Annotated in this window: 22 protein-coding genes; 17 read left to right on the forward strand and 5 right to left on the reverse strand. The window is 63.1% G+C overall.

All coding sequences use genetic code 11. The features are described 5' to 3' along the window. Nucleotides 1-74: 74 nt before the first annotated feature. The 3 genes from GEV02_RS00470 (at nucleotide 75) to GEV02_RS00480 (ending at nucleotide 3330) form a co-directional block, all read left to right on the forward strand. On the forward strand, nucleotides 75-1802 hold the full coding sequence (locus GEV02_RS00470; RefSeq protein ID WP_152836010.1) for a S41 family peptidase: 1728 nt from the start codon (nucleotides 75-77) through the stop codon (nucleotides 1800-1802). After that, entirely contained in the window at nucleotides 1799-2647 is an 849-nt protein-coding gene (locus GEV02_RS00475; protein ID WP_152836011.1) for a hypothetical protein, read from the forward strand. The genes GEV02_RS00470 and GEV02_RS00475 overlap by 4 nt, the downstream gene beginning before the upstream one ends. 86 nt (nucleotides 2648-2733) lie before the next feature. Beyond that, on the forward strand, nucleotides 2734-3330 hold the full coding sequence (locus tag GEV02_RS00480; protein WP_152836012.1) for a trimeric intracellular cation channel family protein: 597 nt from the start codon (nucleotides 2734-2736) through the stop codon (nucleotides 3328-3330). Between the two features lie 10 nt (nucleotides 3331-3340). On the opposite strand, the gene GEV02_RS00485 is transcribed toward GEV02_RS00480, so the two are convergent. From GEV02_RS00485 to GEV02_RS00505, 5 genes are all read right to left on the reverse strand, one after another. Next, nucleotides 3341-4012: a flagellar brake protein gene (locus tag GEV02_RS00485; protein WP_152836013.1), complete on the reverse strand. Its 672-nt coding sequence runs from the start codon at nucleotides 4010-4012 to the stop codon at nucleotides 3341-3343. 202 nt (nucleotides 4013-4214) lie between these two features. Continuing rightward, entirely contained in the window at nucleotides 4215-4964 is a 750-nt protein-coding gene (locus GEV02_RS00490; RefSeq protein ID WP_174998907.1) for a pseudouridine synthase, read from the reverse strand. 54 nt (nucleotides 4965-5018) lie between these two features. Then, nucleotides 5019-7586, reverse strand: coding sequence for a [protein-PII] uridylyltransferase (locus GEV02_RS00495; protein ID WP_152836014.1), 2568 nt, complete (start codon nucleotides 7584-7586; stop codon nucleotides 5019-5021). A 22-nt stretch (nucleotides 7587-7608) separates the two neighbouring features. Beyond that, nucleotides 7609-8433: a type I methionyl aminopeptidase gene (gene map, locus GEV02_RS00500; protein ID WP_043482003.1), complete on the reverse strand. Its 825-nt coding sequence runs from the start codon at nucleotides 8431-8433 to the stop codon at nucleotides 7609-7611. A 168-nt stretch (nucleotides 8434-8601) separates the two neighbouring features. Next, nucleotides 8602-9426, reverse strand: a complete 825-nt coding sequence (locus tag GEV02_RS00505) for an MHFG family PEP-CTERM protein (RefSeq protein ID WP_152836015.1) — start codon at nucleotides 9424-9426, stop codon at nucleotides 8602-8604. Nucleotides 9427-9804: 378 nt separating this feature from the next. On the opposite strand from GEV02_RS00505, the gene rpsB reads away from it, so the two are divergent. The 14 genes from rpsB to lpxB all read left to right on the forward strand — a co-directional run bounded on the left by rpsB (nucleotide 9805) and on the right by lpxB (nucleotide 23932). Next, entirely contained in the window at nucleotides 9805-10557 is a 753-nt protein-coding gene (gene rpsB / locus GEV02_RS00510) for a 30S ribosomal protein S2 (RefSeq protein WP_008449298.1), read from the forward strand. Nucleotides 10558-10674: 117 nt separating this feature from the next. Then, entirely contained in the window at nucleotides 10675-11586 is a 912-nt protein-coding gene (gene tsf, locus GEV02_RS00515) for a translation elongation factor Ts (protein WP_008449296.1), read from the forward strand. Nucleotides 11587-11740: 154 nt separating this feature from the next. Next, nucleotides 11741-12457, forward strand: coding sequence for a UMP kinase (gene pyrH / locus GEV02_RS00520; RefSeq protein ID WP_008449294.1), 717 nt, complete (start codon nucleotides 11741-11743; stop codon nucleotides 12455-12457). A gap of 42 nt (nucleotides 12458-12499) precedes the next feature. Then, the gene (gene frr / locus GEV02_RS00525) at nucleotides 12500-13060 is read left to right on the forward strand and encodes a ribosome recycling factor (RefSeq protein ID WP_008449292.1); all 561 of its coding nucleotides are present in this window, start codon (nucleotides 12500-12502) and stop codon (nucleotides 13058-13060) included. 157 nt (nucleotides 13061-13217) lie between these two features. Beyond that, nucleotides 13218-13970: a polyprenyl diphosphate synthase gene (gene uppS, locus GEV02_RS00530; RefSeq protein WP_152836016.1), complete on the forward strand. Its 753-nt coding sequence runs from the start codon at nucleotides 13218-13220 to the stop codon at nucleotides 13968-13970. Then, nucleotides 13970-14809 carry a phosphatidate cytidylyltransferase gene (locus tag GEV02_RS00535; RefSeq protein ID WP_152836017.1) on the forward strand — a complete coding sequence of 280 codons (840 nt, stop codon included), beginning with the start codon at nucleotides 13970-13972 and terminating at the stop codon, nucleotides 14807-14809. The genes uppS and GEV02_RS00535 overlap by 1 nt, the downstream gene beginning before the upstream one ends. 11 nt (nucleotides 14810-14820) lie before the next feature. Next, complete coding sequence (gene ispC, locus GEV02_RS00540; protein ID WP_152836018.1) at nucleotides 14821-16014, forward strand: 1-deoxy-D-xylulose-5-phosphate reductoisomerase; 1194 nt, start codon at nucleotides 14821-14823, stop codon at nucleotides 16012-16014. After that, on the forward strand, nucleotides 16011-17381 hold the full coding sequence (rseP, locus tag GEV02_RS00545) for an RIP metalloprotease RseP (RefSeq protein ID WP_152836019.1): 1371 nt from the start codon (nucleotides 16011-16013) through the stop codon (nucleotides 17379-17381). The genes ispC and rseP overlap by 4 nt, the downstream gene beginning before the upstream one ends. Before the next feature lie 65 nt (nucleotides 17382-17446). After that, complete coding sequence (gene bamA, locus GEV02_RS00550) at nucleotides 17447-19783, forward strand: outer membrane protein assembly factor BamA (RefSeq protein ID WP_152836020.1); 2337 nt, start codon at nucleotides 17447-17449, stop codon at nucleotides 19781-19783. A gap of 58 nt (nucleotides 19784-19841) precedes the next feature. Continuing rightward, nucleotides 19842-20366: an OmpH family outer membrane protein gene (locus tag GEV02_RS00555; RefSeq protein ID WP_152800701.1), complete on the forward strand. Its 525-nt coding sequence runs from the start codon at nucleotides 19842-19844 to the stop codon at nucleotides 20364-20366. Nucleotides 20367-20390: 24 nt separating this feature from the next. Then, a complete protein-coding gene (gene lpxD / locus GEV02_RS00560; protein ID WP_152836021.1) occupies nucleotides 20391-21446 on the forward strand; it encodes a UDP-3-O-(3-hydroxymyristoyl)glucosamine N-acyltransferase in 1056 nt (351 codons plus the stop codon). Between the two features lie 2 nt (nucleotides 21447-21448). Further along, nucleotides 21449-21970: a 3-hydroxyacyl-ACP dehydratase FabZ gene (fabZ, locus tag GEV02_RS00565; RefSeq protein WP_008449277.1), complete on the forward strand. Its 522-nt coding sequence runs from the start codon at nucleotides 21449-21451 to the stop codon at nucleotides 21968-21970. Between the two features lie 2 nt (nucleotides 21971-21972). Further along, on the forward strand, nucleotides 21973-22761 hold the full coding sequence (lpxA, locus tag GEV02_RS00570) for an acyl-ACP--UDP-N-acetylglucosamine O-acyltransferase (RefSeq protein WP_152836022.1): 789 nt from the start codon (nucleotides 21973-21975) through the stop codon (nucleotides 22759-22761). Beyond that, entirely contained in the window at nucleotides 22745-23932 is a 1188-nt protein-coding gene (gene lpxB / locus GEV02_RS00575) for a lipid-A-disaccharide synthase (protein WP_328595679.1), read from the forward strand. The genes lpxA and lpxB overlap by 17 nt, the downstream gene beginning before the upstream one ends. The last annotated feature ends 19 nt before the right edge of the window (nucleotides 23933-23951 follow it).

The raw sequence follows: 23951 nt of genomic DNA on the forward strand, positions 1-23951 counted from the left end.
TGTCGCGGCCGGCATTGCGTTACCCGTGCATATATGCCAACATCGCCAGCACCTCCACAACCGAAAAGGATGTCATGAAGCCTAAACTCTCCGCCTTGCTGATGTTGCTGGCGCTGGCTGCGCCGCTGGCGGTGGCCGATGTGGCAGTGCCGCCGCCGGACGCCAGCACTGCAACCATCTACAAATACCTGCGCACGCTGCGCAGCGAGGCGCAGGGACTGAGCGGACCTGCCGCTGCGACCAGGGGCGACCTGCAAAGCGCAGCGCAAAAGTACCAGAAGCTGCTGGACTACCTGGCGACGCCGCAGGTGGCCGAACATGCGACCGGTTACCTGCCGCTGTACGCCGAGCATGTCAATCTGCTGCTGCCGCTGGCCGGCACGTATGCGCGGCTGGGCATGAAGGAAGAGGCTTTGTCTGCGCTGGAGCGCGTGCAAGGCATGTTGTGGGCGGCGCCGTTTGTTCCGCAGCTGGACGCGCCGACATATGACGCTCTGCGTGACGAGCCGCGCTTCAAGGCGGTACGGCGGACGATGGCGCTGCCGGACCGGCTGTATAAAGCTGCCGCCATCGCCACGCCGTACAAGCCTGTGCTGACAGTGGAGGAGAAAGTGGCCGGCCTGTCGCTGTTCTGGGCCGAAGCGCGCAGCGGCTTTGTCCACTTCGACCACGTACCGGACCTGAACTGGGACCAGGTCTACATGGACTATCTGGCCAAGGTGATCGCCGCGCCCACCACGCGCGACTACTACCGGATCATGATGCAACTGGCGCCGCTGCTACAGGATGGCCATACCAACATTTATCCGCCCGACGAACTGGAAGGCGAGTTGTATGCGCGTCCGCCGCTGCGCACCACGCTGGTGGAGGGCAAGGTGCTGGTTGAGCGGGTGGGCAATCCGGCGCTGCAGGCGCGCTTGCGGGTTGGCGAAGAGATCGTCGCCATCGATGGCGAGCCGGCGTTGCAGTATGGGCGGCAGCACATCGAGCCTTTTGTCAGCGCATCCACGCCGCAGGACCGTGCGCTGCGCACCTATTCGTATGAGCTGCTGATGGGGGACGTCAGCAAGCCTGTGGCGCTGCGCGTGCGCGCCGCGGACGGGACGGAACGCACCGAGATGGTGGAGCGCACCGGCTCTTATCAGGCGCCCGAACGTTTCGTCTTCAAGACCCTGCCGGGCGATATCGCCTACATCTCCATCGATCATTTCGAGAGCGATGAAAGCGTGAAGGCGTTTGAGAAAGCGATACCTGAGATTTTGAAAGCGAAGGGACTGGTGATCGATGTGCGGCGCAACGGTGGCGGCTCCAGCTACTTTGGCCTGAGGATACTGTCCTGGCTGAGCCGCCAGCCTGTCATCAGCGCCGCGTCCTACCGGCGCGACGACGATGCCGCCAGCCGCGCGCGGGGAGGCGTCATAATCCGCTGGGTGCCTGCGGGTTTCGGCGATGAGGCGTATCGGGCGCAGCATAAGGATGTGTTCGACGGCCCGGTGGCGGTGCTGACCGGCGCCCAGACATTCTCCGCGGCGGAAGACTTTGCCGTCGCCTTTAAGCTGATGAAGCGCGGCGTCATCGTCGGCGAGGCCACCGGTGGCAGCACCGGCCAGCCTTTGTTCTTTGGCCTGCCGGGCGGCGGCAATGCGCGCATCTGCGTCAAGCGCGATGTCTACCCGGACGGCAGCCTCTTTGTCGGCAAGGGTGTCATGCCCGATGTCGAAGTGCGCCGCACGGTGGCCGCGCTGCGTTCTGGCGCCGATCCGGTGCTCGACCGCGCGGTCGCAGAATTGCGCAAGCCATGAAACCGCACCTGTGGCGCAACGCGTTCTGGCTGCTGCCTGTATTGCTGGTGGCGCTGTACCTGGCTTCGAGCCGTTCAGACGATGAAGCCGGGCCAGTGAAAAAACAGGCCGCCGCACGCGCCGTCAACGCCGGTGGCCTGCCAGCCACGCCGATGACAGCACCGCGCCTGCCCGCGCCGGACGCGCGCTACACGCTGGCCCAGCAAGTCGACATGCTCGCCGCCACGCGGCGCCCGCAGGATGCGTATGTGGCGTACTGGCTGGTGCAGACCTGCATGGACTACACGCGCACCGGCGAGTTGCGCGTCGAGGATGGCGACGCCTTCAGGCCGGCGACCGCCGCCGAAAAGGTGGAGGAGGCGCGCCGATGCGGCGGCGTCACGGAACGGATGAAGACCACGCGGCTCGAACACCTTGTGCTGGCGGCCAGGGGCGGCGTCAGCGCGGCCGATCTGCTGTTCCTGAAGGCCGGCCCGTTCGGCGATCCGTCCGCGCTGGAGTCGCGCCCGGACGATCCGCTGGTGCTGGCCTGGAAGGAGGAAGCGGTTGGCTATCTGGAGATGCAGGCGGAGCGGGGCAGTCTGAGCAGCATGATTACGCTGGTGGGCGAGTACAACGAAGATCCCGACCTGGCGAAAAAGCATACGCTATCGGCGCTGCGCTACGCGACCGCAGTCCACGGCTACTATGATGCGCTGCTTGGCGGCGATCCGCGCAACGGCTCCAATCCGCTCACCGACGATTTCATGCAGCGCATGGCGCAGGGCCTGTCGCCGGAGCAGATCAAGCTGGCCGTCGCCGAAGGCCGGAAGATCAGCACGCACGCCGTCGAAAAACAGCACTGAGCCAGCGGCCTGAATTTGGCCGCGCCGCAGATTGCTGATAAAGTAACGGTCCTTTTTTATCTGTCAGGTTTGCTGTGGAGTTTCGTTTGCTTTTTTATATCCTCGATCTGATCGGCGTAGCCGTATTCGCTGCCAGTGGTACGCTGGCGGCGATGGCTTCGCATCTGGATCTGTTGGGGATCATGGTGCTGGCCGCGATGACCGCGATCGGCGGCGGCACGGTGCGTGACTTGCTGCTGAACCGCCATCCGGTGTTCTGGATCGAAGACCCCAAGCCGCTGCTGGTGATCGTCGCTTCGGCGGTGTTCACGATACTGTGGGTGCAGGTGCTGCCGGTGCCTACCGACGCGCTGTTGATCGCCGATGCACTGGGTCTGGCGCTGTTCGCCATGTCGGGCGCCAAGGTGGCCGAGGCGCAGGGCTGCCGCGCGCTGATCGTCATCCTGATGGGGACCCTGACCGGCGTGGGAGGAGGCCTGGTGCGCGATATCCTGGCCGCCAAGGTGCCGCTGATACTGCGTCAGGACATCTACGCCACCGCAGCCATCGCCGGCATCCTGCTGTACATCCTGCTGAAGAAGGCGGGCACACCGCCGCGCTGGGCTTTCGGCGCCGGCCTGGTGTCCATCGTGGTGGTGCGGTTGCTGGCGATCCAGCTGGGATTGCGGCTGCCGTCGTTCTGACGCGCCAGGCTTAGCGCTGCTTGCCGTGGTTGAGCTTGTCCAGCAGACGGGCCAGCTCTTCCTGCATCGACGGCGACAGGTTGGAGAACTGGCAGCCGATCTGCACCTGCTCGCCCAGCAGGAAGGAGCGGAAGGTGCGCGACAGCCGCACTTCCAGGTCGGCGATCATCACCGAGTCCGGACCCAGCTCCAGCCGCACGCGCTGCAGCTTGCGGCCCACGTACAGGCCCTGGCAATCGCGCGGCGGTGCGCGCATGCCGACGCCGCCGGCCGAGAAGTCGTACAGCTGCAGCTCATACGGCTTGCCGTTCAGGACAAACGAAGCCATGTAGTAAATGCCCAGCGGGGTTTCCAGGCGCGTCGAGGCGCGGCGGTTCAGCACATGGCACTTGAGCGGGAATTCCAGCGGGATCAGCGTAGGTTCGCCGGGCGTGCAGGCCCAGTCCGGTGAGCTGATCTTGAACTGGATCTTGGCTGCGCGCAGCCAGGCCACGAACACGGCGTCGCCGGGCGGGATGAATTCACCCTCGTTCAGCTCCAGCACAAATTGCGGATTTTCGGGATCGACCGACTTGATGCGCGCCATTACCACGTTGGTGGTGCTGGACGGATAAATCGAGATCGGATCGCCGTTTTCGGCAAGCAGGGTCAAGGAATCACCGATGTCATGTTCATCGGTCATTTCATGCGGTTTCGAACCCGCCGGTATTGGTTCCACAGCGTCTTTTAGGCTGGGAGGACCGCGGCGAAATTCATTTGGAATTGGATCGTTCACGACGGCATATCTCTTTGATAATGACTCTACAATGCGAGGTCGGTCCGCACAGTTTACAGGCTATTCGCAATCTTGGCTTGCAAAAGAGCAAGAATATTTAGAGATTGTGTCAGAACTGCTCTTCAGGCCGCAGGTAGCGCCACTGGCCCACCGGCAGGTCGCCCAGTTTGACCTTGCCGATGCGTACACGTTTCAAACCAACAACTTTCAAACCGACCATGTCGCACATGCGGCGGATCTGGCGTTTTTTGCCTTCGCGCAGCGTGAAGCTGAGCTGGTCGTCGTTCTGCCAGCGCACCTTGGCCGGCAGCAGCGGCTTGCCGTCCATCCACAGGCCGTGGTTGAGCTTTTTCAGGTCGCTGTCCGGCAGCTTGCCCGGCTTGGTGTACTCGACGCGCACCAGGTATTCCTTGTCGACATCGGTGGTTTCGCCGATCAGGTGCTTGGCCACGCGGCCATCCTGGGTCAGCACCAGCAGGCCGACCGAATCGATGTCCAGGCGCCCGGCCGGCACCAGCGAGCGCAGCTGGGTCGGGTGGAAGATCTCCGGCGACGGATCGTCCGCCCAGCGGTTTTCCGGCTTGACCAGCACCACGGCCGGCTGGTAGCCATCCTCGGCCTGGCCGCTGACGTAGCCCATCGGCTTGTTGATCAGCACGGTCACGCGCTTGGACTGCTCGGCGGCGGCCTGGCGCTCGACGGTGACGCGCTGGCTCGGGTAGATCTTGGTGCCGAGTTCGGAGACGACCTGGCCGTCAACCCGTACCCAGCCGCGCGCTATCCACTCGTCGGCTTCGCGGCGCGAGCACAGGCCCAGTTCGGACATGCGTTTGGACAGGCGTAATAATTCTTCGGACATGATGCGTTTTCTATAAAGGTGAAGTGCGGCGTAAGCCTGAAACTAAGTCTGAGTTTATACCTTGATCGCGTCCAGCAGGTCGGTTTCAAGCTGGATCTGGCTGCGGGCGTTGCTGAGTGTGGCGCCGTCGATCAGGAACACGTCCTCGACGCGCTCGCCCAGCGTCATCACCTTGGCGGTGTGCAGGTTGATCTTGTACTTGGTGAGCACGTTGGCGATCGAGTACAGCAGGCCGGTGCGGTCGTTGGCGGCCACCGACAGCAGGTAGTACTGGCCGCGCTCGTCCGGCCGCAGGTCCACCGTCGGCTGGATCGGGAAGGTGCGCGACAGGCGCGACAGCCGGCCCTTGCCCGGCGCCGGCAGCGGCTCGGGGTTGGTCAGCAGCGCGCACAGTTCGTGCTCGATCAGGCTGATGATGTCGCGGTAGCTCTTGGCGAAACTCTGCTCGGTGACGAGGAAGGTGTCGAGCGCGTAGCCGTGGCGGGTGGTGTGGATCTTGGCGTCGAGGATGCTGAAGTTCTTGCGGTCGAAATAGCTGCAGATGCGCGCGAACAGGTCAGGCTGGTCCTGGATGTAGACGGCGATCTGCAAGCCTTCGCCGATCGGCGCCAGGCGGCACTTGACCACCGGCTTGTCGCTGGTGAAGCGGTCGTACAGCGCGCGCGTCTGCCAGGCGATGTCGGAGGCGTCGTGGCGCAGGAAGTAGGCGACGTCGAGCTGCTTCCAGAACGCTACGTGCGCGTCCGGCGGCAGGCCGTACAGGCGCAGCGTGGCCAGCGCTTCCTGCTGGCGGTTCTTCAGTTCGTGGTCGGCGCTGTGCGGCTCGCCGCCCAGCACGCGCAAGGTGATGCGGTACAGGTCTTCGAGCAGCTTGGCCTTCCAGGCGTTCCACACTTTCGGGCTGGTGCCGCGGATGTCGGCCACGGTCAGCAGGTAGAGCGCGGTCAGGTGGCGCTCGTCTTTCACTACCTTGGCGAAGGCGGCGATGACGTCCGGGTCCGACAGATCCTGCTTCTGCGCGACCTGCGACATGGTCAGATGGTTCTCGACCAGGAACACCACCAGTTCGGTGTCCTCGGCGCTCATGCCGTGCTCGACGCAGAACTGCTCGGCGTCGACCGTGCCCAGCTTGGAGTGGTCGCCGCCACGGCCCTTGGCGATGTCGTGGAACAGCGCGCCCAGGTACAGCAGCCACGGTTGCGGGAAGTTGGCCATCAGCTGGCTGCAGAACGGGTATTCGTGCGCGTGCTCGGCCATCGTGAAGCGGCGCATATTACGCACCACCATCAGGATGTGCTGGTCCACCGTGTAGACGTGGAACAGGTCGTGCTGCATCTGGCCGACGATCTTGCGGAAGTTGGGCAGGTAGCGGCCCAGCACGGACATGTCGTTCATGCGGCGCAGCGCGTGGATGATGCCCACCGGCGCCTGCATGATGCGCAGGAACAGCGCGCGGTTGACCGGATCGGCGCGGAAGGCGGCGTCGATCTGGAAGCGTTCGTGCCACAGCGCGCGCATGGTGCGCGAGGTCATGCCTTGCAGCGAAGGGCGCTCCGTCATCAGCACGAAGATCTCCAGCATCGCCGACGGCGTGGTGGCGAAGGTGTCGTCCTCGCTGATGTCGATCAGGCCGTTGACATCGTTGAAGCGCTCGTTGATGCGCACCGCCTCGCCCGATTTCGGGAACAACCGCTCCTCGATGTTCTGCAGCAGGATGGTGTTCAGTTGCGTGACGGTCTTGGCGGCCCAGTAATAGCGCTGCATCAGGTACTCGCTGGCGCGGCGCATGTGGACGCCGCTGCCGGTGGCGGTCAGGCCCAGCGATTCGGCGATCGCGGTTTGCACGTCGAACACCAGCCGGTCTTCGCGCCGCTTGGCGTGCAGGTGCAGGCGCACGCGGATGTCCTTGAAGGCGCGTTCCTTTTCCATCAGCTGCTTGGCTTCGGTCTGCGTGATCAGGCCGCTGGTGGCCAGCGTGCGCCAGGAGTTGGCCAGGCCGGCGGCCTTGACCATCCACAGGATCACCTGCAGGTCGCGCAGGCCGCCCGGGCTTTCCTTGCAGTTGGGTTCCAGGCTGAAGGCGGTGTCTTCGTACTTGGCGTGGCGCTGGCGCATTTCCAGCACCTTGGCGTGGTAGAAGGCGCGCGGGTCCATCGCCGCCTGGTAGCGCTGCTGCAGCTGCTCGAACAGCGCTTCGTCGCCGCAGATGATGCGCGCTTCCAGCAGGCTGGTCTGCACCGTGATGTCGGCCGCCGATTCGCTCAGGCATTCGTCCACGGTGCGGATGCTGTGGCCGATTTCCAGGCCCAGGTCCCACAGCAGCTGCACCAGTTCCTCCAGCTTGCCGGTGGTGTCGGCGTCCGGCGCTTTTTCCAGCAGGATCAGCAGATCGACGTCGGAATAGGGGAACAGCTCGCCGCGGCCGTAGCCGCCGACGCCGACCAGCGCGGTGTTGGCCGGCAGCCGGGCTTCGTGCCAGGCCGTGGTCAGCACCGCGTCGACGCTCTGGCGCAGGCTGCGCAACAGCTTCTCGGGCATGCAGTCGGCCTGGAAGCCGGCGATGACGACCTGGCGGTCGGCCTTCAGCTGGCGCTTCAGTTGCTCGCGCAGTTCCTTCTTCATCGCCGCCGTCGACATCCGGTGCTTACGCTGCTACGGCTGCGGCGTTGGTGATGAACGCCGGCGGCGGCGGGCTGCCGGCCGACAAGGTCAGCACTTCGTAGCCGGTCTCGGTGACCAGGATGGTGTGTTCCCACTGCGCCGACAGGCTGCGGTCCTTGGTTTTGATGGTCCAGCCGTCGCCCATTTCGCGGATTTCGCGCTTGCCGGCGTTAATCATCGGCTCGATGGTGAAGATCATGCCCGGTTGCAGTTCATCCAGCGTGCCTGGGCGGCCGTAGTGCAGCACTTGCGGCTCTTCGTGGAAGATCTTGCCGATGCCGTGGCCGCAGAACTCGCGCACCACGCTGTAGCCGGCTTTTTCCGCGTGCTGCTGGATCACGTGGCCGATGTCGCCCAGGTGCGCGCCCGGCTTGACCTTGGCGATGCCCAGCCACATGCACTCGTAGGTGATGTCGGACAGGCGCTTGGCCAGGATCGACGGTTCGCCGATGAAGAACATGCGGCTGTTGTCGCCGTGGTAGCCATCCTTGATGACGGTGATGTCGAGGTTGACCACGTCGCCGTTCTTCAGCACCTTGTCGCCCGGGATGCCGTGGCAGATGACGTCGTTGACCGAGGTGCAGATGGCTTTAGGGTAGGGCGTGTAGCCCGGCGGGCAGTAGTTCAGCGGCGCCGGAATGGTGCCCTGCACGTTGACCATGTATTCGTGGCAGAGGCGATCCAGTTCGCCCGTGGTCACGCCGGGTTTGACGAAGGGCGTGATGTAGTCCAGCACTTCGGAGCCCAGGCGGCCGGCCACGCGCATGCCGGCGATATCTTCGGCGGATTTAATGGAGATAGACATAATGGATCGCAATCAGCAAAGTAAACGGTAAAAACGCAGGCGGCGAGCGGATGGAATCGGCTCGCGGCGTGCAAATATGTCGAAATTATAAACGACGCGGGACGGCCCCGCTCGGGAATGCAAGGATAGTGCCACGGCACAGTGCACGGGCGCGGCCCGTGCCGGCGGGATTCAGCCCCGGTTGCGCTGTTTGCGGCGGCGCGCGACCACGCCCAGGATGCCCAGGCCGGCCAGCAGCATGGCCCAGGTGTCGGCTTCCGGCACGGGGACCGGGTTGATCGACATGCCGTCGTCGTCGCCGATAAACGGAGGCAGCAGCGGGTGGCCGCCGATGTCGCCGGTCACGCGGTCGCCGATGTCGCCCTCGAAGTCGAATTCCTCGGGCAGGTCGAACTCTTCCACGCCTAGCCTGGGTTTGGCGGAGTTCAGGGCGGTCTGGCGCAGCAGGTGCTCGCGTTTGGCCAGTTCTTCGACGCTCGGCTCATCGGAATCGTGTTTCTCCGGATCGGCCAGGCCCAAGTCTTTGTCGCCCAGCTTGCCGCCCAGTTTGGCGACCGGCGGTGGCGGCGCGACTGGCGCCTTGGCGACGGCGACCGGCGCCCGGTTGATGCGGCTGACGTTGCCGCAAATCTTGGGCACCAGGATGCAGTGCTGGTCGACGCAATAGACGGCGCCCGGTTCCTGGCGCTGCTCGGCCCACTTGCTGCGGGTGACCGTGGCGCACACCGACGCGGCGCCGAAGTGCATGTCACGGATGGCCGGATCGTACTGGCTCTTGCCGCTGATGCCGTCGCGGGTGATGATGACCTTGTCGTCCGACTGGCCTTCTTCCATGCGGCGCTTGAGCGTGCTGCGCACGGCGGCCGGGATGTCGGTGTAGCGATCGATGGCCGCAGCCGTCTTGCCGGTGTACGGATTCACGCCCGGGTGGTCCCAGGAGCAGCTTGGCTGAACAGTGGAGGCTGCGGCTAGCGTCACGGCGAAGAGGATGGACATGGTGGTGCGCCTTTATCAAAGGTGTGTGCCTTGCAATTCGTGTCTTGCAAATCAATATTTATTAACGGTATGTAATTTTAATTTTGGCAATGATATTACAAGTTCGGCAGCAATGCTTAAAGATTTACACTTTTACTTGATTTGTAACAAGCATGGTGAAATTCGGAACGGCGCACCAGTTTGGGGCGGTGGCGGGTGGGAGGCGTGCGGCGCTTGCCTAAGTGGCTGTTTTCAGGGTAGAATCTCGGGTTGCTTGAATTCGGTTTGAGCAATGTTGCAAAATCAAGTTGTTAATTTCTATTAATAAACGCGAATCCGGTCGACAAGGGTGCCTCTATGGTGACTGATCGGATTCCAGACCCAACCCTGGAGTTTAATATGTCCGTAACTATGCGCGAAATGCTGGAAGCCGGTGTCCACTTCGGCCACCAAACCCGTTTCTGGAACCCAAAGATGGCACCGTTCATCTTCGGTCACCGCAACAAGATCCATATCATCAACTTGGAAAAGACGATGGGTATGTATCAAGAAGCGATGAAGCACGTGAAACAGGTCGCTTCGAACCGTGGCACCATCCTGATGGTCGGCACCAAGCGTCAAGCTCGCGAAATCATTGCTGCTGAAGCAGCACGCGCAGGCGTTCCTTTCGTCGACCAGCGTTGGTTGGGCGGTATGCTGACCAACTTCAAAACGATCAAGACCTCGATCAAGCGCCTGAAAGACATGGAAGCTTCGATCGAAGACGGTTCGGTAGAGAAGCTGTCGAAAAAAGAAGCGCTGATGTTCCAACGCGAAATGATCAAGCTGCAAAAATCGATCGGCGGCATCAAAGACATGGGCGGCGTTCCTGACGCAATCTTCGTCGTTGACGTTGGCTACCATAAAGGCGCCATCACCGAAGCCGCAAAACTGGGCATCCCAGTTATCGGCGTGGTCGATACCAACCACTCGCCAGAAGGCGTTCAGTTCGTAATTCCAGGTAACGACGACTCGTCGAAAGCCATCACTCTGTACGCCCGCGGCGTTGCAGATGCGATCCTGGAAGGCCGTGCTGCTGCCGGTAACGAAGTAGTTGAAATGGTTAAAGCTGCAGCTGGCGACGAATTCGTCGAAGTTAACGAACAGGCTTAATCGTTCGTAACAAGCTGTAAGGAAAAAGGGGTGGCCAACAGCTCCCCCTTTTTTTTAACGTAAGTGGTTAGAGCAGCGCTCACCACCCCACCCGAACACCGAATACAGGAGAATCACATGGCAGCTATTACTGCAGCAATGGTAGGCGAACTGCGCGCGAAGACTGACGCGCCTATGATGGAATGCAAAAAAGCACTGACCGAAGCCGAAGGCGACATGGGTCGTGCTGAAGAGATCCTGCGCGTCAAACTGGGCGGCAAGGCATCGAAAGCATCGGCACGCATCACCGCTGAAGGCGTAGTAGCAACCTTCATCGCCGGCAACGTCGGCGCGCTGGTTGAAGTTAACTCCGAAACCGACTTCGTCGCGAAAAACGACGACTTCCTGGCCCTGGCAAACAACGCCGCCCGCCTGGTTGTCGAGCACAACCCGGCCGACGTCGCCGCTCTGCTGGCGCTGCCGCTGGACGGCAAGACCCTGGACGAAGTGCGCGCAGCACTGATCGGTAAAATCGGCGAAAACATGTCGATCCGCCGCTTCCAGCGTTTCGAAACCACCGGCAAGCTGGCTTCCTACCTGCACGGCGCGCGCATCGGCGTGATCGTCGACTTCGACGGCGCCGACGAGCAAGTTGGTAAAGACGTGGCCATGCACATCGCTGCAATGAAGCCAGTGTCGCTGTCGTCCGAGCAGGTTCCAGCGGAACTGATCGAAAAAGAGCGTTCGGTTGCAAAACTGAAAGCTGAAGAAGATGCAGCCAAAGCTGCCGCCGAAGGCAAGCCAGCGCAATCGCCAGAAATCCTGGCCAAGCGTCTGGAAGGTTCGGTACAGAAGTTCCTGAAAGAAGTGTCGCTGCTGAACCAGGCTTTCGTGAAAAACGACAAGCAATCGATCGAGCAGATGCTGAAAGAAAAATCGACCACCGTTAAAGCCTTCACCATGTACGTGGTAGGCGAGGGCATCGAGAAAAAGGTTGACGACTTCGCCGCCGAAGTAGCCGCTCAGATGGCTGCTTCCAAAGGAGCGTAATACCAAAGAAAAACGGGCCGAGAGGCCCGTTTTTTTAGCCTGGCCAAAGTTTCACCCGCAGCACTGTAAGTCAACCAGTCGTTCCCGGCGTCGTCCAAGGTATCATAGGCGCCGGCAGCCTTACCCGAATAAACCAACTTAGGAGCCTCGTCTCATGTCAAAACCAGCCTACAAGCGCGTCCTCCTCAAATTGTCCGGCGAAGCCCTGATGGGCGATGATCCTTACGGCATCAACCGCGGCACGATCGAACGGATGGTCGCCGATGTGGCCGAGGTCGCGAAACTGGGCGTGGAGCTGGCGATCGTCATCGGCGGCGGCAACATCTTCCGCGGCGTCGCCCCGGGCGCCCAGGGCATGGACCGCGCCACCGCCGACTACATGGGCATGCTGGCCACCGTCATGAACGCACTGGCGCTGGCGGATGCAATGCGCCATGTCGGCATCACCGCCCGCGTGATGTCGGCGATCGGCATCGAACAGGTGGTCGAGCCGTATGTGCGCCCGAAAGCCCTGCAGTACCTGGAAGAAGGCAAGGTCGTGGTGTTCGCGGCCGGCACCGGCAACCCGTTCTTCACCACCGACACGGCAGCGGCGCTGCGTGGTTCGGAGATGAGCGCGGAGATCGTGCTCAAGGCCACCAAGGTCGACGGCGTCTACACCGCCGATCCGAAGAAGGATGCTAACGCCACGCTGTACAGCTCGATCACCTTCGACGAAGCCATCGCCAAGCACCTGCAAGTGATGGACGCCACCGCCTTCGCGCTGTGCCGCGACCAGAAACTGCCGATCAAAGTGTTCTCCATCACCAAGCCGGGCGCGCTGATGCGTGTCATCATGGGCGAGGATGAAGGTACACTGGTCCACGTTTAACGCTTCACGTTTATATTACATTCCGATCACAGGAGAGCAGCAATGTCCGTAGCTGACGTTAAAAAGAGTGCGCAAGAGCGCATGATCAAATCGCTGGAAACCTTGCGCGCCGATCTGGCCAAGGTCCGCACCGGCCGCGCCCACACCGGCATCCTGGACCACGTGCAGGTCGAGTACTACGGTTCGCCGACCGCGCTGACCCAGGTCGCCAACGTGACCCTGATCGACGCCCGCACCATCGGTGTGCAGCCGTTCGAGAAGAAGATGGCCGCTACCATCGAGAAAGCCATCCGCGATGCGGACCTGGGCCTGAACCCATCGTCGCAGGGCGACATGATCCGCGTGCCGACCCCGCCTCTGACCGAAGAGCGCCGCAAGGAAATGGTCAAGCTGGTCAAGAGCGAAGCGGAAGACGCGAAGATCGCCGTCCGCAACATCCGTCGCGATGCCAATGAAGGCATGAAAAAGCTGGTCAAGGACAAAGCCATCTCGGAAGACGACGAGCGTCGCGGCACCGATGAAGTGCAGAAGCTGACCGACAAGTTCATCGTCGACATCGACAAGATGGTCGCTGAAAAGGAAAAAGAAGTTCTGACGGTTTAAGTTGCCGTCGACCTCCGACGCCGTCATTCCCGCGAAAGCGGGAATCCATGCTGAGCTAAGGTTCCATGGATTCCCGCCTTCGCGGGAATGACGTTTCGGGCGTCTTGTCTTTTTGCGTCACACCTGCAATACTTTATACTTTGGCACCAAAGTCTTCATGAAATATACGAGTTCGACTACTGAGGTTCCAGACGCGCCGGCCGTGCCGCGCCACGTTGCCATCATCATGGACGGCAACGGCCGCTGGGCCACCAAGCGCTTCCTGCCGCGCGTGGCGGGCCACGTCAAGGGCGTGGAAGCGGTGCGTACCGTGGTCGAGGCCTGCGCCCGCCGCGGCGTCGAGTACCTGACCCTGTTCGCCTTCAGCTCCGAAAACTGGCGCCGCCCGGAAGAGGAAGTGTCGCTGCTGATGCGCCTGTTCGTCACGGCGCTGGACCGCGAAGTCTCCAAACTGCACGCCAATAACATCCGCCTCAAGGTGGTCGGCGACCTCAGCCGCTTCGACGACAAGCTGCAAAGCATGATCGCCAGCGCCGAGCGCAAGACCGCCAACAACACCCGCATGACCGTCACCGTGTGCGCCAACTACGGCGGCCGCTGGGACATCATGCAGGCCGTCGGCAAGATGGTCGCCGCCCACCCGGGCGCCGGCGATTTCACCGAAGAGCAATTGGCGCCGCACCTGGCCATGGCCTACGCACCCGAGCCCGACCTGTTCGTCCGCACCGGCGGCGAGCAGCGCATCTCCAATTTCCTGCTGTGGCAGCTCGCCTATACCGAGCTGTTCTTCACCGATACCTACTGGCCCGATTTTTCCATCGAGAGCCTCGACGAGGCCATCGCCTCCTACCAGCACCGCGAACGCCGCTTCGGCCGCACCGGCGCGCAACTCGCCGAGAAGACAAGCTGATGCTGAAAACTAGGATTATTACCGCTGTGATCTTGCTGGCGGTGTTGCTGCCGGTCCTGTTCTTCAACTACTTCCCTGCGTTTGCCGTCGTCGTCACGCTGTTTGTCGGCGCCGCGATGTGGGAGGGCGCGCGCCTGTTCGGCCTGGCCGAGATGCGCGCCCGCCTGGTGGGCATCGCCGGCGCCGTGCTGTTTGCCGTGCTGCTGACGCACGCGGCCAAGCCGGGCGCGGTCAACGCGCTGTACGGCGCGGCCTGCCTGCTGTGGCTGATCCGCTATGCGCCGTCGCTGGGCCTGGGCCTGCCGCCGCTGGGCGGCGCGGCCAACTGGTCGCTGGCCATCACCTTCAGCTTCGCCGTGTTCGCCTGTTTCTTCGCCATCGTCGGCCTGTACCAGCATTCGCCGCTGTACCTGCTGTCGGTGATGGTGCTGGTATGGATCGCCGACATCGGCGCCTACTTCTCCGGCAAGGCTTTCGGCAAGCGCAAGCTGGCGCCGTCTATCTCGCCGGGCAAATCGTGGGAAGGGGCCATCGGCGGCGGCGTCGCCGTGCTGGCCATCTCGTCGCTCTCCATCGTGCTGGCCGCCGGCGCACCGTGGCTGCAGGACACCTTCGCCTACCAGCTGCAAGCGCGCTTCGGCTGGACGCTGGCGCTGCTGGTGCTGCTGCTGATCGTGGCCGCCTCGGTCATCGGCGACCTGTTCGAATCCCAACTCAAGCGCCGCGCCGGCATCAAGGACAGCAGCAACCTGCTGCCCGGCCACGGCGGCGTGCTTGACCGTATTGACGCCTTGATCCCGGTCCTGCCGCTGGCAGCGCTGATCGGCTCCTGGTTCTGAAAGAAATCACTATGCAACGCATCACCATCCTTGGCGCCACCGGCTCGATCGGCGTGTCCACGCTGGACGTGCTCGCCCGTCATCCGGAGCGCTATTCGGTCTACGCGCTGTCCGCCCACAACCGCATCGACGAACTGGCCGCCCAGTGCATCGCCTTCCGTCCCGCGCGCGCGGTGGTCGGCACGGCAGAAGGCGCCGGCCGCCTGACGGCGCTGCTGCGCGCCGCCGGCGTCAACACCGAAGTGGAATATGGCGAAGCGGCGCTGTGCAGCATCGCCAGCGCGCCCGAAGTCGACAGCGTGATGGCGGCCATCGTCGGCGCCGCTGGCCTGGCGCCGACCTTGGCCGCGGCCCGCGCCGGCAAGAAGGTCCTGCTGGCCAACAAGGAAGCGCTGGTCATGTCCGGCCAGCTGTTCATCGACGCCGCGCACGAAGCGGGCGCGGTGCTGCTGCCCATCGACAGCGAACACAATGCGATCTTCCAGGGCATGCCGCAGTTCGGCGGCCGCGTGCCGGCAGTGCGCGACGCCAAGGCCGGCATCGCCAAGATCCTGCTGACCGCTTCCGGCGGTCCGTTCCTGACGCGCGACGTCGCCACGCTGGACGCGGTCACACCGGAGCAGGCCTGCAAGCATCCCAACTGGTCGATGGGCCGCAAGATCTCGGTCGATTCCGCGACCATGATGAACAAGGGCCTGGAAGTGATCGAGGCCCACTGGCTGTTCGGCGCACCGGCCGAGCAGATCGAGGTGGTGATCCATCCGCAGTCGGTGATCCATTCGATGGTGTCGTATGTCGACGGTTCGGTGCTGGCGCAGTTGGGCAATCCCGACATGCGTACGCCGATCGCGCACGCGCTGGCCTACCCGGAGCGCATCGAATCCGGCGTGGCCCAGCTGGACCTGACGCAGATCGCCACGCTGCAATTCGAACGTCCGGACTTCAACCGCTTCCCGTGCCTGGCGCTGGCCTTCGACGCGCTCAAGGCCGGCGGCACCGCGCCGGCACTGCTGAACGCGGCCAACGAGATCGCGGTGCAAGCCTTCCTCGATCTGAAGATCGGCTTCCGCCAGATCGACCGCGTGATCGCCCATGTGATGGCGGCGCTGCCGCACGGCGCGGCGCACAGCATCGAGGCGGTGATGGCGCAGGACGCCGCCGCCCGCGTCGCCGCTGAAACCTATATCGCCGGACTGGCAAAATGAACTTCCTGCAAACCGCGCTGGCCTTCATCGTCTGCCTGGGCTCCCTGATTATCTTCCATGAGCTGGGCCATTACCTGGTGGCGCGCTGGTGCGGCGTGAAGGTGCTGCGCTTCTCGGTCGGCATGGGCAAGGTGGTGTGGTCGCGCCGTTTCGGGCCGGACCAGACCGAATGGGCCGTGTCGGCGCTGCCGCTGGGCGGCTACGTCAAGATGCTCGATGCCCGCGAGGCCGATCTCGGCGACCTGCCGCCTGCAGACCTCAAACGCGAATTCACCCGCCAGAATGTGTGGAAGCGCATCGCCATCGTGGCCGCCGGTCCGGCGGCCAACTTCCTGATCGCGATCGTGCTGTTCGCAGGCCTGTATATGCACGGCGTCGAAGAACCGACCAGCAAGATCAGCGTGCGCGCCAATGAGGCCGCCGTGCCGACGGCCGCGTGGAGCGCGGGCCTGCGCAGCGGCGACGTGGTCACCGCCGTCAACGAGCAGCCGGTGGCCGTGTGGTCCGAGCTGCGCTGGAACCTGATTCAATCGGCCATCGACAAAACCGAAGCCCGCGTCGCCGTCGAGCGCACGGGGCAGGGCCGCTTCACCTTCGTGCTGCCGGCCGCCGTGCTGGCGACGCTGGACCTGGAGGGCGACGTGCCCGGCAAGCTGGGGGTGGGCGTGGCCCGTCCGGCGCCGGTGGTGCAGGACGTGGTCGCGGGCGGCCCGGCCGCGCGCGCCGGCCTGCTCAAGGGCGACCTGCTGCTGTCGGTGGATGGCACGCCTGTCGCCGACGGCATCGCCTTCATCGACATCATCCGCGCCGCCGCCGGCAAGACCGTGCAGGTGGCGGTGCGCCGCGCCGGCCAGGAACTGGTGCTGTCCATGGTGCCGCTGGCCGAGCAGGCAAAGACCGGTAAGGGAACTGTAACAGTCGGTAAGATCAGCGCTTACGTCGCGCAGCTGCCGGATATGATCAGCGTGCCATCGTCCCCGATTGCGGCCGTCGGCAAGGCGCTGGCGCGGGTATGGGATACCTGCACCATGACGGTGAAAATGATCGGCAAGATGGCCACCGGCGAAGTCTCGCTGAAGAACGTCACCGGCCCGATCACCATCGCCGATTATGCCGGGCAGACCGCACGAATGGGCGCGGCCAGCTATTTGAGCTTCATCGCCTTCATCAGCATCAGTTTGGGGGTAATGAATTTGCTACCAATTCCCGTTCTAGATGGGGGGCATTTGCTGTATTATTCGCTGGAAGTTTTAACTGGGCGTTCTGTGCCGGAGCGTTTTGGTGAGATTGCGCAGCGCCTGGGCATGGGTTTGCTACTGACATTAATGCTGCTGGCGGTGTTTAACGACGTCGCGCGGCTGCTGTAGCAGGCCCGTTTTCGCTTTGACCATGTTTATGAGTAGTTCGTTGATTTAGCCATTGAATAACCCCAATGAAATTATATTCTGACCGTATTACTTCATCTTCCTTTCGCCGCAGCCTGATCGGCGCCGCTGTCCTGGCGCTGTGCGCCGGCAGCGCCATGGCCATCGAGCCCTTCGTCATCAAAGACATCCGCGTCGAAGGGATCCAGCGTACGGAAGCCGGTACGGTCTTCAGCTACCTGCCGGTACGGGTCGGCGAGACCTTCAACGACGACAAGTCCATCACCGCCATCAAGGCGCTGTATGCCACCGGTTTCTTCAAGGACGTCAAGCTGGAAGCCGACGGCGGCGTGCTGGTGGTGCTGGTCGAGGAACGTCCGGCCATCTCCAAGGTGGAGTTCACCGGCACCAAGGAATTTGAAAAAGACACGCTGGTCAAGGCGCTGAAAGACATCGGCGTCGGCGAGACCAAGATTTTCGACAAGGCGTCGGTCGACCGCGCCGAGCAAGAGCTCAAGCGCCAGTACCTGTCGCACGGCCTGTACGGCGTGAAGATCGTCACCACCGTCACCCCGATCGAGCGTAACCGCGTCAACATCACCTTCGCGGTGGACGAGGGCGACATCGCCAAGATCAAGCAGATCAACATCGTCGGCAACAAGGTGTTCTCGGACAAGGAGCTGAAAGACCAGCTGGCCCTGAACACCGGCGGCTGGTTCAGCTGGTACACCAAGGCCGACCAGTACTCCAAGACCAAGCTGACCGGCGATATCGAGTCGCTCAAGTCCTACTATCTGAACCGCGGCTACATCGAGATGCAGATCGATTCGACCCAGGTGTCGATCACGCCGGACAAGAAGGACATCTACATCACGATCAACATCACCGAGGGTGAGAAGTACAAGGTCTCCGGCATCAAGTTCGAAGGCGAGACCTTCGGCCGCGAAGAGGAACTGCGCTCGCTGGTGCTGCTGCGCCAGGGCGAGACCTATTCGGGCGAGCGCCTGACCGCCACCAACAAGCTGATCTCGGATCGCCTGGGCACCTTCGGCTACGCCTTCGCCAACGTTAACGCCAGCCCTGATATCGACCAGAAGAAACGCGAAGTCGCGTTCACCTTCTTCATCGATCCGGGCAAGCGCGCCTACGTGCGCCACATGAACATCGCCGGCAACACCACCACCCGCGACGAAGTCATCCGCCGCGAGTTCCGCCAGTTCGAATCGTCGTGGTACGACGCCAACAAGATCAAGTATTCGCGCGACCGCGTCGACCGCCTGGGCTACTTCAAGGACGTGACCATCGACACGCCTGAAGCGCAGGGCACGTCCGACCAGGTGGACGTCAACCTGACCGTGGTCGAGCGCCCGACCGGTAACTTCCAGATCGGCGGCGCGTTCTCGCAGTCGGAGAAGTTCACCTTCCAGGCGGCGATCCAGCAGGCCAACTTCGCCGGTTCGGGCACCACCGTCGGTGTCGAATTCAACACCTCGAAGTACAGCCGCACTGTGTCGTTCTCGCAGACCGACCCTTACTACACCGACGACGGTGTGTCGCGCGCCTACGAGGTATACCTGCGTACGCAGCAGCCGCCGGCGCTCAACATCGGTAGCTACACCATCCGCCAGACCGGTGGCCGCATCAGCTACGGCGTGCCGTTCTCGGAAGTCGATACGGTGTTCTTCGGTATCGGCGTGGAGCGCTCGAAGATCACCACCGACGCCACCTCGCCGGTGCGCTTCAAGGAATACGTCACCACCATCACCGGCGCCAAGGACGGCATCGGTACCGCCTCGACCTACGCGCTGCCGCTGACCGCCGCCTGGGCGCGCGACAGCCGCGATTCTGCGCTGACGCCGACCGTGGGCCGCTACCAGCGCTTCAACTTCGAGCTGGACGTGGCAGGCCGCCAGAAATACTACCGCGCCGTGTATGAGCACAACTGGTTCAAACCGCTGACGCCGAAGATCACGCTGGCACTGAAGGGCGAGATCGACTACGGCCACGGCCTGGGCAACAGCAGCTATCCGGTGTTCAAGAACTTCTACGGCGGCGGCATCGGTTCGGTGCGCGGCTACCTGAGCTCTTCGCTGGGCGCGGTCGACAATGTGTACGGCGACGCCCTGGGCGGCGCCTCGCGCGTGATCGGCAATGCCGAGCTGCAGCTGCCGTTCCCGGGTTCGGGCCAGGACCGCAGCCTGCGCTGGTTCGGTTTCCTCGATACCGGACAGGTCTACCAGGAAGGCCAGAAGATGCGTTATTCCGAGTTGCGCTACTCCTCGGGTCTGGGCATCAGCTGGATTTCGCCGGTGGGTCCGCTCAAGTTGAGTTATGCTAAGCCTTTGAACGCCAAGCCGGGCGATCGTCTGGAACGCTTCCAGTTCCAGATGGGTACCGGCTTCTAAGGCGGCAGGTTGATACTGCGATGGCATTGAGTACTAATATTTACTTCGGAGAAACAAGTTGAAGACTGCGTCCGCTACCCTGACCAAATCTCTCGCCGTGCTTGCACTGGGCTGGTGTGCATTGGCGCCGGTGCAGGCCCAGACCTCGGCCTCGCGCATCGCCTGGCTGAGCGCTGAGCGCATCTACAACGAATCCAAGCTGGCCAAGCTGGCCGGCGAGAAGCTGCAGGAAGAGTTCAAGAGCCGCGAGAAAGCCATGCAGGATATGGCCGCGCGCCTGAAGTCGGCGTCGGAAAAGCTGGAGAAGGACATGCCGACGCTGGCCGAAGCCGACCGCGTCAAGCGCCAGCGCGACGTGTTCGAGCTCGATAAGGAATACCAGCGCCGCCAGCGCGAGTTCCGTGAAGACCTGAGCCAGCGCACCAGCGAAGAGCGCCAGGCGATCTCGGAAAAAGCCACCAAGATCATCAAGCAGATGGCGTCGGTGGAAGGGTTCGACATCGTCTTGCAGGATGCGGTCTGGGCCAGCCCGCGCATCGACATCACCGACAAAGTGCTGGCCGCGCTGGATAAAGACAAGTAAAACACATCAAGATTGGATCACCCGATGGGCACTCGACTAGGGGAATTGGTCGAACGCCTCGGCGGGCAGTTGGTGGGGGACGCGAACCTGGTAGTCACCGGGATCGCGCCACTGACGGACGCCGGCGTTTCGCACATCAGCTTTCTCAGCAATAGCAAACTGCGCGCGCAGGCGCTGCAAAGCCAGGCGGCGGCACTGATCGTGTCGGCCGCCGACGACGATTTCATCGCAGCCGGCTACAGCGGCGCGCGCATCGTCACCAACAACCCGTACGTGTATTTCGCCCGCGCTGCGCAGTATTTCGAATCCCTGACGGCCATCGTGCCGGCGCCCGGCGTACACGCCAGCGCGGTGGTGGCCGATGACGCCAGCATCGCCGCCAGCGCCCACGTGGGCGCGCGCGTGGTGATCGAAAGCGGCGCGGTGATCGGCGAGCGCGCGGTGATCGGCGCCGGCTGCTACATCGGCCGCGACGCCGTCATCGGCGAGGATACGCAGTTGTTCGCCAACGTGACCTTCCAGGCGCGCTGCGTGATCGGCAAGCGGGGCATCATTCATTCGGGCGCCGTGATCGGCACCGACGGTTTCGGTTTCGCCAACGAGGGCGGGGTCTACATCAAGATTCCGCAGACCGGGCGGGTAGTGATCGGCGACGATGTGGACATCGGCGCCAACACCACCATCGACCGCGGCGCGCTGGCCGACACGATACTGGAAGACGGCGTGAAGCTGGACAACCAGATCCAGATCGGCCACAACTGCCATATCGGCGCGCACACGGCGATGGCCGGCTGCGTCGGCGTGGCCGGCAGCGCGAAGATCGGCAAGTACTGCACCTTCGGCGGCGCCGCCATGGTGCTGGGACATCTGACCATCGCCGACAAGGTGCATGTGGGCTCGGGCAGCATGGTGTCCCGCTCCATTTTGGAACCGGGACAGTACACGGGCTTTTATCCGCTGGCCAAAAACAGCGAGTGGGAAAAATCGGCCGCCATCGTTCGCAATCTGTCGACGATGCGCGATAAAATCCGCGCGCTGGAAAAAACAATTAAAACATTGACGAATCAAGACGAGAAATAATCATGACCACCACCACCCCTGCCACCCCTGTTACCTCCGAATCCACCTGCACCAAGAAGTGCCTGGATATCCACGCCATCAAACAGTACCTGCCGCACCGCTATCCGCTGCTGCTGGTGGACCGCGTGCTGGACTGGGAGTCGGGCAAGACCATCACCGCGATCAAGAACGTCACCGTCAATGAAGAATTCTTCAACGGCCACTTCCCGCACAAGCCAGTGATGCCGGGCGTGCTGATGATCGAAGCGATGGCGCAAACCGCCGCCATCCTGTCCTTCCTGACCATGGACATCAAGCCGGACGAGAACTCGGTGGTGTACTTCGTCGGCATCGACAACGCGCGCTTCAAGCGTCCGGTGGAGCCGGGCGACCAGCTGGTGATGAACGTCGAGATCCTGCGCGTCGCGCGCGGCATCTGGAAGTACAAGGCGGTCGGCACGGTCGACGGCCAGACCGCGGTCGAGGCGGAACTGATGTGCACCATCCGCAGCGCCACGGACGCCAGCCAGCCAGCAGGGAAGTAATCATGTCCAAGATCCACGCCACCGCCATCATCGATCCGAAGGCGCAGCTCGACGAATCCGTCGAAGTGGGACCGTACTCGGTGATCGGCCCCAACGTCGTGATCGGCCCGCGCACCGTGGTCGGTCCGCACGTGGTCATCGAGGGCAATACGACCATCGGCAGCGACAACAAGTTCTTCCAGTTCTCGTCGATCGGCGCCGCGCCGCAGGACAAGAAGTGGAACGGCGAGCCGACCCGCCTGACCATCGGCGACCGCAACACCATCCGCGAGTTCTGCACCTTCAACACCGGCACGGTGCAGGACAAGGGCGTGACCTCGCTGGGCAACGACAACTGGATTTCGGCCTACGTCCACCTGGCGCACGACTGCCAGGTCGGCAGCAACACGATCTTCTCGAACAACGCGCAGATCGCCGGCCACGTCGAAATCGGCGACTGGGTCATCATGAGCGGCTTCGCCAATGTGCACCAGTTCTGCAAGATCGGCGCGCACGCGTTTGTCGGCATGAGCACTTCGCTGACGCAGGACGTGCCGCCGTTCGTGCTGTTGAACGGTAATCCGGCCCAGGCCCACGGCGTCAACATCGAAGGCCTGAAACGCCGCGGCTTCACGCGCGAGCAGATCAACGGCATCCGCACCGCCTACAAGTTGATCTACCGTTCCGGCCTGACGCTGGAAGAGGCCAAGGTCGCGCTGCAAGCGGAAGAAGATGCGACGCCGGCAGCGGCCGAGCAGATTCGTTCGATGCGCGAATTCCTCAGTATCGCCAGCCGTGGCATCGTCCGCTGACCTGACGCCGGCCTCCGCGCCGGCTGCGTCGCCGCTGTCTTTGGCGCTGGTGGCCGGCGAGCCGTCCGGCGATTTGCTGGCGGCGCGGCTGTTGTCGGGATTGCGCCCGCATCTGCCGGAAGCTCGCTTCCACGGCATCGGCGGCGAACACATGATGGCCCAGGGCTTCGAATCGCACTGCCCCATGGACAAGCTGACAGTGCGCGGCCTGCTGGCCGTGATCCCGCGCTACCGCGAAATCAAGGGCATACAAAACCAGCTGCGTGACCAGTTGCTGGCCGAGCGGCCGGCAGCCTTCATCGGCGCCGACTATCCGGGCTTTAACCTCGGGCTGGAAGAGCAGCTCAAGGCGGCCGGCATTCCGACCATCCACTACATCGGGCCGCAGATCTGGGCCTGGCGCGGTGGACGCATCAAGAAAATCATCCGCGCCGTGTCGCACATGCTGGTGGTGTTTCCGTTTGAAGAGGAGATCTACCGCCAGGCCGGCGTGCCGGTCAGCTATGTCGGCCATCCGCTGGCGGAGCTGATCCCGATGGCGCCGGACGAGGCGGGCGCGCGTCGCGCGCTGGGTTTGCCGGAGGACGCCAATGTGGTGGCCATCATGCCGGGCAGCCGCATGTCCGAGCTCAAATACAATACGGCGGCCTTCGTCGGCGCGGCGCGGCTGCTGCAACAGCGCGACCGTTCGCTGCGTTTCGTGGCGCCGATGGCGGGCGAGCGGCAGCGCCAGTACTTCCTCGAACTGGTGGCGCAGGCCGGCCTGCAGGACGTCGAAATACAGCTGCTGGACGGCCAGTCGCATACGGCCATCGCAGCGGCGGACGCGGTGCTGGTGGCGTCGGGCACGGCGTCGCTGGAGGTGGCGCTGTTCAAGAAGCCGATGGTGATCGCCTATCGCATGATGGAGCTGGAATGGCAGATCCTGCGCCACTTCGGCTACCAGCCGTGGATCGGTTTGCCGAACATCCTGTCGCGCGAGTTCGTGGTGCCGGAGCTGCTGCAAAACGCGGCCAACCCGCAGGCGCTGGCGGACGCGATGTGGAAGCAGCTGAGCGACGCGCCGCACCGCCTGCGGCTGGCCGAGCGCTTCACCGACATGCATCACAGCCTGCTGCGCAACAGCGCGGTGGAGAGCGCGGCCGCCGTGCTCAAGGTCATCAAAGCTTAACTGTATCAACGAGAATCAA

This window comes from Rugamonas aquatica (genome assembly GCF_009380215.1).
Taxonomy (GTDB): Bacteria; Pseudomonadota; Gammaproteobacteria; order Burkholderiales; family Burkholderiaceae_D; genus Rugamonas; species Rugamonas aquatica_B.